Consider the following 13,336-nt stretch of genomic DNA (forward strand, 5'->3'; position numbering starts at 1 on the left):
ACGCCACGAATCGCAGATTTGAAAGTGAACAGGAAAGTCAATGAAATCAACGATCTACCAACACCACCTCCGCGCCAGTGCTAGCTTTTCGTACCGTCACTTATTGCACTGAAAACGAGGAGACCCCTGATCCGAGTTGATGGTCAACATCGTGTAGCTCTCATGCGTCTCGCCTGTAGCCTTGTCCGTCCAGACGTTCCATAGCCCGGCAAGACTCCATGGCGCACCATCGACCCGTTTGAACCGCCACCAGACATTGCGCCCGGTTTCCCAATTGGGTTCATCAAAGTCGCTGGCGGGGATGATGCAGCGCTGGCCCCGAGCCCAAGGGTGCTTGTAGCTGGCCTTGTCTGCCAGTTCTTCGCTGCGCGCATTGTTCGTCGGGTACTTGAGCTTGGGTTCCTTTGCGAACCAGGGGATCAGTCCCCATTGTCCGGCTACTAGCTCGCGCTCGTAGCCCACCGACTCTCGCGACCGGCGAATGAACGGGCCTGTTCCGCGTGGGAAAAGAACCTCATCCCACCAGCGCATCGGATTGGGCCTGCCGACCGCCCACTCACGTTCTATATCCAGCAGGGCAGGGGGCGTGTAGCGGTTGCACATGACTGATTTTCGCGCCCGCGAAACGGGCAAGCAAGTCCATCGGAATTGAGCCGACGGGGTAGCGATCGGCGTCTGTAATTTATACTGTGCAAATGTACAGTATTACACCATGGAGGCCGATCTTATGCGGCCCTGAGCCACTGGTTTTGCCGGTGGCGGGGGACACTGTGCGTGCGGGTTTCCCATCGCCCGCAGAAGACTTCGCGGTCGAGCGGCTGGACTTGACGACCATCCTTGTGACCCACCCCCAGGCCACGTTTATCGTGCGGCTGCGCGGCGATTCCATGCGCGAGGTGGGAATTTTTGATGGGGATCTACTGGTGGTAAATCGCGCCCTTAAACCGACTCATACCGATGTAGTTCTGGCCGTTGTGGATGGTGAATTCACTTGCAAGACCCTATGGCTCAAACACGGCCGCATGAAGCTCAAACCGGCCAATCCGACCTATCCAGAAATCGTTCCCAAGGATGGCCAGATCGTGGAAATCTGGGGCGTAGTCACAGCGACGATCAAGCGTTTTCGGGCCTGACCCATGTTCGCGCTGGTGGATGGAAACAACTTCTACGCAACCTGCGAAACCGTGTTTCGGCCGGCGCTGGCGGGGCGCCCGCTTGTCGTGTTGAGCAACAACGATCTTACGGATCAGGTTTGTTAGTAGGATGCATCATGTCTTCCGGACCCCTGGTATTTGGATTCATCGTCTCTTTGAGACGAGTAGCAGGTGGGGGTTTGGGGGAGGAAATGGAGCGCAATGAGATCTGTGGATAACTCGGAGCTGGGACGATGGCGGGAGCTGGATTCAATCCATGTGCTTCGCCTGCTGGCGGAACACGTCAAAGAAGATCTCTCGTTCCACCCAAGATCAAGTCATCTGACCACTCGATGGCACGTCCATGTTGCCGGACATGATTGGGAGTTCTTGTGCACTGGGCCAAAGTTTTGGGATGTGCGTATGGACTGTGGCGGCGGCGGTGCCGTTGATTTGGTCATGCACATCTATGGCCTCAACTTCAAGGCGGCCGCAAAGCTTCTGAAAGACATGGGTCTATGAGGCTTGTCTTGGCCACGGCTGATCTCATGGTTGAAGGCCGATCGTTTGAGGGCTTCCCATTGCTGCTGGCCGATGACGGCTGGCCTTTGGAACCAGCACAATCGTTCCTGTGGCACGCCTTGGTCACCCAAGGAAGCATTGAAAGCAAGCTCACATGGGAAGCATATGGCCGCAGGCTTTATGACTACTTTGCGTTCTTGTCTGCCAACGGCCTGGCCTGGGATGAAGACCCAAAGCCGCACGGACTCAGCGTTGTGGCAAGGTATCGCGACTGGTCGCTCGGAGAGCTGGGCTTGAATCCCAACACTGTGAACAAGCGGTTGAATCTGGTGGTCCGGTTTTACGATTGGTGCAAACGCCAGGGGCACATCACTTACCTACCGTTTGGCGTGCGCGATGTTCGCACGCCATCGCATCAGGGCTTTCTTGCCCATGTGGATCGCGCGGGCGGCGTCGTTTCAAAACCGACGGTGATGGCGCGCGAGCGCAAGGCAACGATCAAATTCCTGACCAAAGAGCAGGTTAGGCAATGCCTTGGCGCGAGGCTTGACCCAAGCCATGCGCTGTTGTTCAACCTGATGGTTCGCACCGGGATGCGATCCTGCGAAGCGCGCACGTTTCCTCTAGCCTACGTCTTCAATCCGAGAGCCCGAAAAGGGCTGACACCTGGGCAGATGATCCGCGTCACTCTGGAGCCCGCTGACATGCACATCAAGTATGGCAAGCCCAGAAGCGTGGACGTGCCTTGGTCTCTCATGGAAGACATGTGGGCCTATTCGCTGCACCAGCGAGAAGTCCGGCAGCAAAGAGCCGGGAACGCCCCTGCAGCACTTGTTCTGACAGAGCTTGGAACAGAGTTCTCGAAAGGGGCCATTGTGGATGCGATGAAAGCCATCGAAAAGGAAGTTGGCTTTCCGGTGCGGGCGCACATGCTGCGGCACACCTATGGAACCTACACGCTGTCGGCACTGCGCAAGAGCGCTGACTTCCAGGGTGAGCCGCTGCTGTATGTTCGCGACCGCATGGGACACTCTGACGTGCAAACCACAGCGATCTACCTGCATCTAATCAATCAGTTGGACGCACAGATCGTTTTGGCCCATGAAGACGAAATGGACATGCTGTTCGCCAACGGTGGCGAGGATTCCATAGCGATGGGGAGTCATTGATGGCCCGCGCCAAGGACTACAAGGCCAAGACACCTGCAATCACAATCGACCTTGCGGCGGATTCTGATGCATCCGGCGCGATCGTCGCGCTGCCTCCCAATCCGCGAAACCACAACATCATTGACTTGCGTCCATGGTTGGGACATGGCTTTGACGACTGGGTTTGGGCGGCAGCGACTGTCTTGAAGGCGCGACTCCACAGCGGCAACTATTCGGTGGCCAGCATTGTGAGCTTCGCGGCCAACGGGATGAAAGTCTTTCTGCCCTACCTCACAGGCAATCAAGGGGGCATCGTGCCGTCGCGTCCATCAGATATGACAGCGACAGATGTCGTTCGCTATATCGCTTGGCTCAGGCTCAAATACCCGAACGGCTCCACTGCCAAGAACTATTACTCTGCCTTCAAGTCGGTGTTGGTTGGACTCATGGACTACGGCTTCATTGACCAATCCCATGATGTTTTGCTACCTGCCAATCCGTTCCCAATGAATGGGGCGACGACGCGAGGTGAAACTCCACTAAGTCAATCTGAAATGGAGCGTTTGGCCGCGGCGCTCAAGCTAGATCTTATTGCCATTCACCACGGGGGGTTCAGCGGTTTGGACTCAGAGGCGCTTGTGGTTCTGATGCTCATTGTTGGCATGCGTTCGGGCATCAACACCACTCCGCTCCTTGAAATGAAGCGGGATTGCTTGGGTCCACACCCCTTTATGCCCAACTTGATGCTGGTCAGAACTTTCAAGCGCAGAGGAAAAGGTGCGCAATTAACGTCACTGCGGCAAACTCATATCCACGACCTTGCAGCGTCGATCCCCATGGATGGCGTCGCGGTGCTAAAAATGGTGCTGGGAATGACGCAGAACCTCGTCGCCGAGGCACCAGACGGCATCAAAGATCGTGTTTGGCTCTACCGCTCATCACAACGCGGTGACCTCAAGGGGCAAACACTTTGTCTGAATATGGGCCGCGTTCACGAAAATACCAAAGCAATAGTTCACCGCCACGGGTTGTTCGCCGATGACGGCTCAGTGTTGCGAGTCACACTTGGACGCCTACGAAAGACCATGGAAAACCGTCTATGGAAGCTCAGCGATGGCGACCTGCTTGCCGTGTCCGCAGTGATGGGCCATTCCCCCCAGGTCGCAGACAACCACTACTTGCACCTTGATGAGCGCACCAAGGCCGAGGGTGCCAAATTCATTGGCGAGGCGTTGCCAGGCAAACTCAGGGGGCACGACCTCGTGCCCACCCCCACGGGTAGTTGCAAGGACAGCTTGCAAGGCGCGCTCGCTCCGAAGGACGGCTCAACACATTGCGCGGAGTTCACGCATTGCCTAGGGTGTCCGAGCTATGCCATTGTGGGGACGGTCAAGGATCTGCACCGGCTCTTCAGTTTTCAGCGCTTCCTGATGTCGGAGGTAGGCTACTACGCCACGGACGAGTGGAGTGAGTGGCGCCTTCACCATCAGGACCTCATTGCAAGAATCGACCAAATTGCATACGACAACTTCATCCCGAAAATGGTGGCGCAAGCCAAGGCGCTTGCCGAGAAAAATCCCCATTCCTTCTGGGCGATACGCATGCGCCAGTCGCAACTGAGTCGAGAGGCACGCTATGGCCGGTAACGCGATTGCATTGCAGCCGCCAAAGGCCTACGACCTCTTGGCTGCCCAGCCCGCTTCATCCAAAGGGCTGTCGGAATCCGAGAGATCCAATATCGTGGTCAGTGCGGTGGCTGACATGGACGGCAGCAACCACGTTCTGTCCCGATTTGGTGATCCGGTGTGGGACTTCAGGCCCTACTTTGAGCAATCCAATGTGGCCGATGGTCAGAAATACATTCCCTGGCCTGAGGACTGCTCGCAAGAGTTGGTCGACGACTGCAAGGTTGTTCTGTATGTATGGTTCAAGCGAGGCCTGCCAGGCTCCAAGCCTCCGGTGGCAATGGGCATCTGCCAGACTGCCATCGCATCCGCGATTCCGATGATGCGTTGGCTGACTGCGTTGAACATTAAGAGATTCGACCAGGTCAGACCCATACACGTCGCGAACTACGTCCATCACACCAAAGCCCGCCTGACCCGCAATGCGCATAGCGTCTACGACAGCTTGCGCATCCTGGACTTCTTATGGGTGTTTCGCAACGAGACTTCGTCTCCGCTTGCTGCATGTCCATGGGGCGAGAGCTCACTGTGGCGGGTCAGCGGATTGGCAAAGCAACCCGGAAACCAATTTGGGCGAACTGAAACCGGGAAAACGCCCATCATTCCTGCTGATGTTCAGGCCAAGGTGTTCAACTATTGTGAAGAGGTTCTTGCAGCGGCACCGGAAATTCTGAACGAGCGCGATGCCGGGAGGTTGGGGTTTAGAAATCCTGCGTTGATCCGCATTCGGGATGCTGCACTTTACGTCCTGTCGATAACCAGTGGCATGCGCAATGAGGAGGCGATTGGGGTCGAGTCTGGGTCATGGCGAAGCGAAGTGCGAGACGGCGTTCAATTCCACTGGGTCGCTACCACCGAGCATAAGACAGGAAAAGGCAAGGTCGAATTCTTGATCCCCGAACTCACAGTCAAAGTCTTGGATCTGATGAACCGCTATGCAAAGCCGCTTCAAGAAAAGATGGCTCTTGAAGTTGCGGAACTGGAGTGCAATCCAACACCTCAGGATTTGACGAATCGGATGCTGCGATTGGCAAAGGCAAAGCGAGACGTCAGAAAGCTTTTTCTATGCACCAGCATGTCTGGTCAGAGTGAATCGGCTGGATACCACGTTGATGCGCTATCCAATGGTGGATCAAAGGTCTCATTCCGACGATTGGCCATGGCTGCCGGAACGGACTGGCAGTTGGCACCGCACCAATGCCGTAAAACTTACGCGCGCAATATTGTGGAGTCGCGCATGGGGCGCTCCTCGCTTGTATTCCTCAAATGGCAGTTCAAACATTCCAGCATGAGCATGACCCAGTTGTATGCGTCCAACCCAATGCAGGATGCATCGCTGTTCGATGAAGTTCTGGAGGAGATGACCAACTTCAAGGTGGACTTGATTGAGTCTTGGCTTGGGGATCAGCCTTTGAGCGGCGGAGCCGGGCACGAAATCAAAAAGGTGCGCGCGATTGCCTTGAAAAGTCGCACGGCATTGTTGGCGGAGACGGCGCCTCAAGTTCACATCCGTGCTACCGGCCACGGGTGGTGCTTGGCCCAGGAAAAAGGATGTGGAGGCGCGGGATTGTATGAAACAACCCGATGTGTGGGATGTAAGAACGGTGTGATTGATCAGTCGTTTGCGGACGTCTGGAGAGGTATCTATGACCAACAAAACGAATTGCTGGCCATTGACGATGCGGGACCAGCGGTCAAGCAACGCGCTGAGCGTGACGTTCAATGGGCGCGCCAGGTTATGGTGGATCTCGGGGTGCTCCCACAAGCGTCGTGTGCGTCAAATTTGAGCGGAGCTTCAAATGAATGATCCCAAGGCTCGTAGTCGAAAGAAAACTGTTGATGAAATTCAACGGGCCATTGTGCAATTGCAGGCTGACCAAGGCAAGCTGTCCATCTCTGCGGTTGCCAAGTTGGCTGAAGTCACCCCTGGACTGATTCACAACACATACCCTGACCTCGCCGAGAAAATTCGAGGCCTGGTGGGCAAGGCGACGCGCGCCCAGCGCGACGCCAAGCATGACGCACTGGTTCATGAGCGCGAGGTAAACCGCGCTCTAAGGCAGGAACTCGCTGAGACGCGTGCGGACTTGTCAAAGCTTGCGTCGATCAATCAAGTGCTTGTCCATGAAGTGGCCTTGCTCAAGGGCATGGCCACGGGGAAGGTGGTCTCGATTCTTCAACCCAAAGGCACAGGCATTTAGTCATGTTCGCTCTGGTTGGTGGCAATAATTTTTACGTTAGTTGGTCTTGACCTATGAGATGGGAGACTGCACTCGGCCAAGAGCGACCAACTGATGTGAGAACCCGAGCGGCAGTTTGAGGCTGACTGCCGTCACCTTCGGTGTACGACTCAATGATCGCTGATACACACACAGCTGACGCTGAACCGATTGCGGATCGAACGCCGGGTCCTCCTGCAGGACAAGCACTGAGTAGGGGACGCACGGGACACCGCTAACTTCGAGAAGCAGTGCAACACTAGCGTTGGCTGCCGGAAATGTGTCCGAATCCCCAAATTGTCTGCTGCGCCAGGCAGCAGCGATCAGCTCCAAGGAGAGTCAGCGCCCTTGCCGTCGACTCAGACACTCGCATCATTCTTCAAATGACGGGCTCAGTCGCACCGTTTCGCCAATGATCAGCAAGCCCGGTCGAGGACCGTAGGGGGGAGCGATCTCGACCAAGCGGCGCAATGGGTGGGCCAGAACGGACTGTGTGGGTCGGGCACCGTCCTGGACGATGGCCGCGGGTGTGTCGGGCGGCAGCCCGTGGGCGATCAAGGCCTGGGCAATCTGCGCCAGACGCTGAACGCCCATGTAGAACACCCGGGTCTGCCCCGCACCCGCCAGGGCTTGCCAGTCGTGACTGGCCTGGTCGTCCGCCAGATGGCCGGGCAGAAACACGCAGCTGGCTGCAAGGTGGCGGTGAGTCAGCGGAATGCCAGCCGCGGCGGAGCAGCCGCTGGCGGCTGTCACACCGGGCACCACCTCGAATGCAATGCCGGCCGCCTGCAGCGCCAGCACTTCCTCGCCACCACGTCCGAACACATAGGGGTCACCACCTTTGAGGCGAACGACGCGCAGGCCCTGGCGCGCATGCCCCACCAGCAGGTCATGAATCTCTTCCTGCGGGACCGCGTGGTGTCCCAGCGCCTTGCCCACGTACACACGCCGGGCGGCGGCCGGGATCAGCGCCAGCACATCCTCGGCGATCAGCCGATCGTGCACCACCACTTGGGCCTGTTTCAGCCGGTTCAGCGCGCGCAGCGTCATCAGGTCGGCCGGTCCCGGCCCGGCGCCAACGATGCAGACCGAGCCCGCAGCCGGCGTCTCACTCACCATCGATGACCCCCGGTCCCTGGTGGAACACCAGATCGGCGACTACCTGTCCGCCCACCAGGTGCTGCCCGATGATGCGGTCCATGTTGTCGGGGGTCACGCCGTGGTACCAGGTGCCGTCGGGCTGCACGCACAGGATGGGGCCGCCCTTGCAGGCAGCAAAACAGCTCACGCGGCTGCGCTTGACGCGAAGCGCGCCTTCGTTCAGCCCGGCGGCCTTGAACTTCTCGCCCAGGCTGTCGAACAGCACCTGCGCCGCGCCGTCCTGCGTGCAGCGCGTGCCGGTGCAGACCAGCAGGTGCCGGCGGTAGTCGCCGATGCGGGGTTTTTCTGTGCTGCTCATGCCTCGGTCTCCTCTGTGCCGGCCTCGGCCGGTGCGTGTGCATCGGGCGCCGCCAGCACCTGTGCGATGTAGTCGGCGGGCAGGCGGTGTCGGCTGGCGAGTTCGACCAGTCCCGCGCCGGCTGCGTGCTCGGCCCGCAGCCCCTCGATCCAGCCCAGCAGGCCACTGGAGAGCGAGCGGCCGGCCTTCTCGCCTTCGCGGGTCTCGAAGCCCTGGTCCACGTCGTATTTGTTGGCGTAACCGCGCGGGGTGACCATCAGCCCCTCGCGCAGGAAGGTGCTGCTGTTGCCGATCAGCACGGTGCTGAGCATGCCGATCTCCTGTTCGGCCATCTGGTCCAGGGTGGTGTGCACGATGTGCTGGCGGCGCCGGTAAGCGCTCTTGACGATCGCCACCGGCGTGTCCGCCCGGCGGTGGCGCAGGAACAGGCGCTGCGCCTCGACGATCTGGCGCGTGCGGCGCCCGCTCTTTGGGTTGTAAAGCGCCACCACGAAGTCGGCCGCGGCGGCGGCGTCCAGGCGCCGGGCGATCACCGGCCAGGGCGTCAGCAGGTCGGACAGCGAGATGGAGCAGAAGTCGTGCGTCAGCGGCGCGCCGACCAGGGCCGCGCAGGCGTTGATGGCCGACGCGCCGGGCACGATCTCCACCGCCACATGGTCCTCCGGCGTCCAGCCGGCCTGGAACAGCACCTCGTAGGTCGGGCCGGCCATGCCGTAGACGCCGGCGTCGCCCGACGAGATCAGCGCCACCTTCTTGCCGGCGCGGGCCGCGGCCAGCGCGTGCACGGCGCGGTCCAGCTCTTCGGTCATGCCCTTGCGCACGACTTCCTTGCCGTCCAGCAGGTCGGCCACCAGCTTGATGTAGGTGACGTAGCCAACCACCACGTCGGCCTCGGCGATGGCGGCGCGCGCGCGGGCGGTCATGTGGTCGGTATGGCCGGGGCCGATGCCCACCAGGCTGATGCGGCCGGTGGTGCCCGCGTTGCGCGGGGCAGTGACGGGGGTGTCTGTGGTCATGTCGTTCCTTGGGACGGGCGGGGGTTCAATGGCAAGGCCGCGGTCAGCTGTGCAGCGGTTGTTCGGTGGTGGCGCTGGTGTCGGTGTTCCAGGACGGGGCCCAGTTGTTCTCGGTGAACAGGGCCGGCACCGGACGCGCCTGGCGCCACTGTTGCTGGATGAGCAGGGGTGTTTCGTAGAAGCGATCCACCGGACCGATGCACAACAGGCCCAGCGGCACGGCGCCCGCGGGCAGCGCCAGCAGCGTGTGCAGGTCGCCGGGTTCGAACAGCGACACCCATCCGAGACCCAGGTGTTCGGCGCGCGCGGCCAGCCAGAGGTTTTGCACGGCGGCGCCCGCCGAGCACCACGCCATTTCGCTCGCCAGCGTGCGGCGACCGAACAGCGTGCCGTCGTCTGGCGCCAGCACCAGCGCCCACAGTTCGGCGCACTCGCGCACCCCTTCCACCCTCAGTGCCAGGAACTCAGCCGCACGGGGGCCCAGGGCCTGCGCGGTGCGCATGCGCTCCTGGTCCACGGCAGCGGCCAGCCGGTCGCGCAATACAGGGTCGGTGATGCGCAACACCCGCAGCGGCTGCATCAGGCCCACGGACGGCGCGGCGAGCAGCGCCGATTGCAGGCGGGCCCGCACGTCTTCGGCGACCTGCGCACCGGCAGTGAAGTGGCGCATGTCGCGCCGCACCTGCATCAGCGCCTGCACGGCTTCGCGTTCGCTGGCTGTGAAACGGCGCGCCGGATCGGGGTTGGCGACACAGGGCGGGATGGCTGTGCGCGGCATCACCCGCGCCACCGACACCGTGGCGTTGCGCCCGTCGCCGCCGCGCAGCCGGTGCTTCTCGACGCACAGGGCGGAGGCCTCGGTGGTGCCCGCGGCCAGCAGCGCCGCGGCTTCGGAGACCGAAGGGGTGCCGGTGTGGCGGCGCACGGTTTCGGACGGGTGGGGCACCACCACCTCGGCCAGCTGGGTGGCGGGGTAGAAGTGCAGCGGCCAGCCGGCCTGCGCGGCCAGCGCCAGCAGCGCGGGTTCGTCGGCCTTGAGCGTGATGCTGCCCACGCCGGTCACCTGTCCGCGCTGAAGGCCGGCCACGGCCAGGGCTTCGTCGACCGCTCGCGCCAGCGTAGCCAGGGGCGTGCCGCGGTCGCAGCCGATGCCCAGGGCCACCTTCATGCCGCGGCCTCGGTGGTGGCGTCGTTGCCGGCCGGCAGCGGCGGGCGGTACACCACCAGCCGCTCGTGCAGCGTCTGCCAGAGCGTGTCGTCCACCGGGCGGTGGGTGATCCACAGCACCGCGCGGTAGCGGGCCAGATCCACATCCTCCAGGCGCGTGTGGCGGTGGATGTTCGGCGGCAGCGGGGTGGGGCGGGTCCACCAGTGCGGGCTGCCGGCCTCCTGCACCACGGCCACCGGTTCCTCGTTGACCACCGCGGCCGAGACGCGGGTGATGTTGAGTTTGGGCGCCTCAACCTGCCAGCCCAGCTCACGGCCCAGGATGTCGACCGGGATGGTCTTGCCCACGTCCGACGCGGTGGTGAGCACCGCCGTGGCGCCCAGCAGCGCGGCCACGGTCTCGGCCATGGCGTTGGCGCCGCCCACGTGGCCCGAGAGCACGGGAATGACGAACTGGCCGGCGTCATCCACAACCAGCACGCCGGGGTCCTCGTCCTTGCTCTTCAGGTGGGGTGCGATCAGCCGCACCACCGCACCCAGTGAGACGAAGAACACGATCTGGTCGAAGGCCTGGAAGAGCGACCCGATCTGGTCCTTGAACGCGCCTTCGTACGCCTGCACCGGGTTGGACAGGCCCCTTGTGGCTTCTGCAAACTTGGCCGCGACACAGAGCGACGCCTGAGGCAGCTGCCGCGCCAGCGTGGCCGCCTGGGCAGAGCCGTGTTTCGTGATGGCGACCAGGCAGACGCGGGGAGGGGCGGTGATGTCCGGGTTCATGGGGTGGTCTCCAGTGGCGGTGGGCCGCTCTTTTTCAGGCAGCCCTTGATGCGCTCGCCGCGCACGCGATGAGGGTTCTTCACGATCAGCAGCGAGAGGTAGCTGACCTTGCTGCCGCGCAGCGTGAGCAGTTCGGGGCCGGACAGCCGGCGCTCGTCCAGCGCGCCCACACGCTCCACGAAATGCGCGCCGGCCAGCAGGTCGCGCGCCTCCAGCCAGTCCAGCAGGTCCTCGATCAGCGGCTTGATCTTCATCAGCACCAGGGTGTCGAAGTCGGGCAGCAGCCGGTCGACCGCGCCCACGCCGTAGGCCGCCGGCACGATGGCCACTGTGTCGTCCTGCTCGGCGAACGGTTCGCCCACATCCGCACAGGCCGCGGTGAACGAATTGACTCCTGCGATGGTGCGCACCGGCACCCGCTCGTCCAGCCCGCGCAGGGTGCGCGCGAGGTGGCCGAAGGTGGCGTAGGTGGAGGCATCGCCCTCGACCAGGAACAGCACCTCGCGCCCGGCCTGCAGCCAGGGCAGCACGGTCTGCGCGGCCTTCAGCCAGGCGCGCGCCAGCTTCTCGCCGTCGTGGGTCATGGGAAACAGCAGCGGCGTGTGCGTTTCGGGCAACGGCAGCCCGGCGCGCATCACGATGTCCAGCGCATAGCTGGGCGTCTTGCCACTGCGCACCGGGTAGACCCAGATGGCGTCGCGGCACTCCAGCGCGGCCCAGGCCGCGCGGGTGATCAGGCCGGGGTCGCCCGGGCCCAGCGAGATGCCGTGCAGGGTGCCCATGCGCGGGGTGGTTGAAGGCGTGACGTCAGCCATGCGCCGTCTCCTCGGCCGCCACCACCGGCCCGTGTTCGCCGTGGCCCATGGGGCCCACGCCGGCGCACACCAGCCACACCGGGTTCTCGGCCGCCATGCGGTGCATGTGCAGGATGGGGCGGCTGCGCGCCGCCTGCAGCTGCAGCACGTCCCAGTCGGCGTTCAGCTGCTGCAGGGCCTGGGTGGCGGTGGCCAGGTTCTCCAGTGTCACGAAGTTCATCACCAGCCGGCCGCCGGGCCGCAGGCGCCGCAACACCTGCTCGATCAGTCCGGCCAGCTCGCCGCCCGAGCCACCGATGAACACTGCGTCGGGGTCGGGCCAGTCCTCCAGGCCCTCGGGCGCCTTGCCGTGCTGCAGCGTGTAGTTGCTGACGCCGAAAGCTGCATGGTTGCGCCGGGCGATGGCGTGGTCGGCCTCGTTCTTCTCGATGGCGAACACATGGCCCTGCGGGCACAGGCGGGCGGCCTCCAGGCCCACCGAACCGCTGCCGGCGCCGATGTCCCAGACCACGCTGTCGGCGTGCAGCTGCAGCCGCGCCAGGCTGACGGCGCGCACCTCCTGCTTGGTGATCAGGCCTTTCTCGGGCTGGCGCTGCTCGAAGGCGCTGTCGGCCAGGCCGAAGCGCACCGGTTGCGGTCGCGGCCGGGTGCGCCACAGCAGCACCACGTTCAGCTCGGCAAAGCGCATGCTGGCCGCCTCGGTGGGACTGAGCTGCGCATGCACCTGTTCGTCGGGCTGCAGCAGGTCTTCAGCCACGGCCATGTGGAAGTCGCTGCCCAGACCTTCGGCCAGCAGCAGGCGGGCGATGCGGTCGGGGCAGTTGGCCGGGCTGGTCAGCAGCAGCAGGCGCTGCTCGGCGCGCAGGGCCTGGGCCAGCGCGTACAGGCCGTGCGAGGGTGGGGCACCGCGCTGCCACTCGCCTGCGTCGGCGGCGTGCACGGAGACGATGCGTGCGTCCTGCCAGGCCAGGCCCACGCGGGCACAGGCCAGTTGCAGGGTCGAGAGGTTGGGCAGGATCTCCAGCGCGTCCAGGCACAGGTGCTGGGCAAGGTAGGGTGCGATGCCGTGGCACAGCGGGTCGCCGGTGGCCAGCACCACGCAGGACTGGTGGGCCTCGCGTGCGGCGCGCACCCAGCCGGGCACGGCCTTCAATTGTCCTGTCAGGTCGTGGGTGAGGGTGCCGGGCTTGAGTGCGTGGCGGAACAGCGCCAGCGTGCGCGCGCCGCCAATCACCACGTCGGCCGTGCGCAGGTGGGCCAGCGCGGTGGCGCCGAGGCTACTCACACAGCACGGGCTGGAGGTCACCGTGAGCGTGCCCGGCGGCCAGGAGATGGCGAAGAAGACCACCAACGCGCGGCTGGGCATCCTGGGCGGCATCAGCATCCTGGGCACCA

The 13,336-nt window shown here is 63.0% G+C and carries 14 protein-coding genes and 2 pseudogenes; 8 read left to right on the forward strand and 8 right to left on the reverse strand.

Going from position 1 to position 13,336, the window contains the following annotated elements; all coding sequences use genetic code 11:
* Positions 1-96 precede the first annotated feature (96 nt).
* Positions 97-603 (reverse strand): SOS response-associated peptidase, encoded by a 507-nt coding sequence (locus DTW89_RS16325; RefSeq protein ID WP_114656708.1) that lies wholly within the window; start codon positions 601-603, stop codon positions 97-99.
* Positions 604-695: 92 nt separating this feature from the next.
* Between DTW89_RS16325 and DTW89_RS16330 the strand changes: the two genes are divergently transcribed.
* The 7 genes and pseudogenes from DTW89_RS16330 (at position 696) to DTW89_RS16355 (ending at position 6,689) form a co-directional block, all read left to right on the forward strand.
* Complete coding sequence (locus DTW89_RS16330) at positions 696-1,133, forward strand: LexA family protein (protein ID WP_114656709.1); 438 nt, start codon at positions 696-698, stop codon at positions 1,131-1,133.
* Between the two features lie 3 nt (positions 1,134-1,136).
* A pseudogene (locus DTW89_RS20000) lies at positions 1,137-1,238 on the forward strand (Y-family DNA polymerase); the annotation flags it as partial.
* Between the two features lie 117 nt (positions 1,239-1,355).
* Positions 1,356-1,655, forward strand: a complete 300-nt coding sequence (locus DTW89_RS16335; RefSeq protein ID WP_082759006.1) for a hypothetical protein — start codon at positions 1,356-1,358, stop codon at positions 1,653-1,655.
* 8 nt (positions 1,656-1,663) lie between these two features.
* Positions 1,664-2,824 carry a tyrosine-type recombinase/integrase gene (locus DTW89_RS16340; protein ID WP_201741025.1) on the forward strand — a complete coding sequence of 387 codons (1,161 nt, stop codon included), beginning with the start codon at positions 1,664-1,666 and terminating at the stop codon, positions 2,822-2,824.
* Positions 2,824-4,449 (forward strand): hypothetical protein, encoded by a 1,626-nt coding sequence (locus DTW89_RS16345; protein ID WP_201741026.1) that lies wholly within the window; start codon positions 2,824-2,826, stop codon positions 4,447-4,449. The genes DTW89_RS16340 and DTW89_RS16345 overlap by 1 nt, the downstream gene beginning before the upstream one ends.
* Complete coding sequence (locus DTW89_RS19550) at positions 4,439-6,295, forward strand: integrase (RefSeq protein WP_201741027.1); 1,857 nt, start codon at positions 4,439-4,441, stop codon at positions 6,293-6,295. The genes DTW89_RS16345 and DTW89_RS19550 overlap by 11 nt, the downstream gene beginning before the upstream one ends.
* A complete protein-coding gene (locus DTW89_RS16355) occupies positions 6,288-6,689 on the forward strand; it encodes a TetR family transcriptional regulator (protein WP_066784037.1) in 402 nt (133 codons plus the stop codon). The genes DTW89_RS19550 and DTW89_RS16355 overlap by 8 nt, the downstream gene beginning before the upstream one ends.
* Before the next feature lie 390 nt (positions 6,690-7,079).
* On the opposite strand, the gene cobA is transcribed toward DTW89_RS16355, so the two are convergent.
* The 7 genes from cobA to cbiE are packed head-to-tail and all read right to left on the reverse strand — an operon-like array spanning position 7,080 to position 13,226.
* Entirely contained in the window at positions 7,080-7,826 is a 747-nt protein-coding gene (gene cobA / locus DTW89_RS16360; protein ID WP_008906444.1) for a uroporphyrinogen-III C-methyltransferase, read from the reverse strand.
* Positions 7,816-8,166 (reverse strand): (2Fe-2S) ferredoxin domain-containing protein, encoded by a 351-nt coding sequence (locus DTW89_RS16365; protein ID WP_008906445.1) that lies wholly within the window; start codon positions 8,164-8,166, stop codon positions 7,816-7,818. Before DTW89_RS16365 ends, cobA begins: the two co-directional genes overlap by 11 nt.
* The gene (gene cobJ / locus DTW89_RS16370; protein ID WP_008906446.1) at positions 8,163-9,182 is read right to left on the reverse strand and encodes a precorrin-3B C(17)-methyltransferase; all 1,020 of its coding nucleotides are present in this window, start codon (positions 9,180-9,182) and stop codon (positions 8,163-8,165) included. Before cobJ ends, DTW89_RS16365 begins: the two co-directional genes overlap by 4 nt.
* A 43-nt stretch (positions 9,183-9,225) precedes the next feature.
* On the reverse strand, positions 9,226-10,350 hold the full coding sequence (gene bluB / locus DTW89_RS16375; RefSeq protein ID WP_024814081.1) for a 5,6-dimethylbenzimidazole synthase: 1,125 nt from the start codon (positions 10,348-10,350) through the stop codon (positions 9,226-9,228).
* Positions 10,347-11,126 carry a cobalamin biosynthesis central domain-containing protein gene (locus tag DTW89_RS16380; RefSeq protein ID WP_008906448.1) on the reverse strand — a complete coding sequence of 260 codons (780 nt, stop codon included), beginning with the start codon at positions 11,124-11,126 and terminating at the stop codon, positions 10,347-10,349. The genes bluB and DTW89_RS16380 overlap by 4 nt, the downstream gene beginning before the upstream one ends.
* Positions 11,123-11,941, reverse strand: coding sequence for a precorrin-2 C(20)-methyltransferase (gene cobI, locus DTW89_RS16385; RefSeq protein WP_008906449.1), 819 nt, complete (start codon positions 11,939-11,941; stop codon positions 11,123-11,125). The genes DTW89_RS16380 and cobI overlap by 4 nt, the downstream gene beginning before the upstream one ends.
* Positions 11,934-13,226 carry a precorrin-6y C5,15-methyltransferase (decarboxylating) subunit CbiE gene (gene cbiE / locus DTW89_RS16390; protein ID WP_236637177.1) on the reverse strand — a complete coding sequence of 431 codons (1,293 nt, stop codon included), beginning with the start codon at positions 13,224-13,226 and terminating at the stop codon, positions 11,934-11,936. Before cbiE ends, cobI begins: the two co-directional genes overlap by 8 nt.
* On the opposite strand from cbiE, the pseudogene DTW89_RS19555 reads away from it, so the two are divergent.
* Positions 13,210-13,336, forward strand: a pseudogene (locus DTW89_RS19555) (cobalt-precorrin-5B (C(1))-methyltransferase); the annotation flags it as partial. The gene cbiE and the pseudogene DTW89_RS19555 overlap by 17 nt on opposite strands.

It is taken from the genome of Acidovorax sp. BoFeN1 (assembly GCF_003345135.1).
Lineage (GTDB): Bacteria > Pseudomonadota > Gammaproteobacteria > Burkholderiales > Burkholderiaceae_C > Acidovorax > Acidovorax defluvii.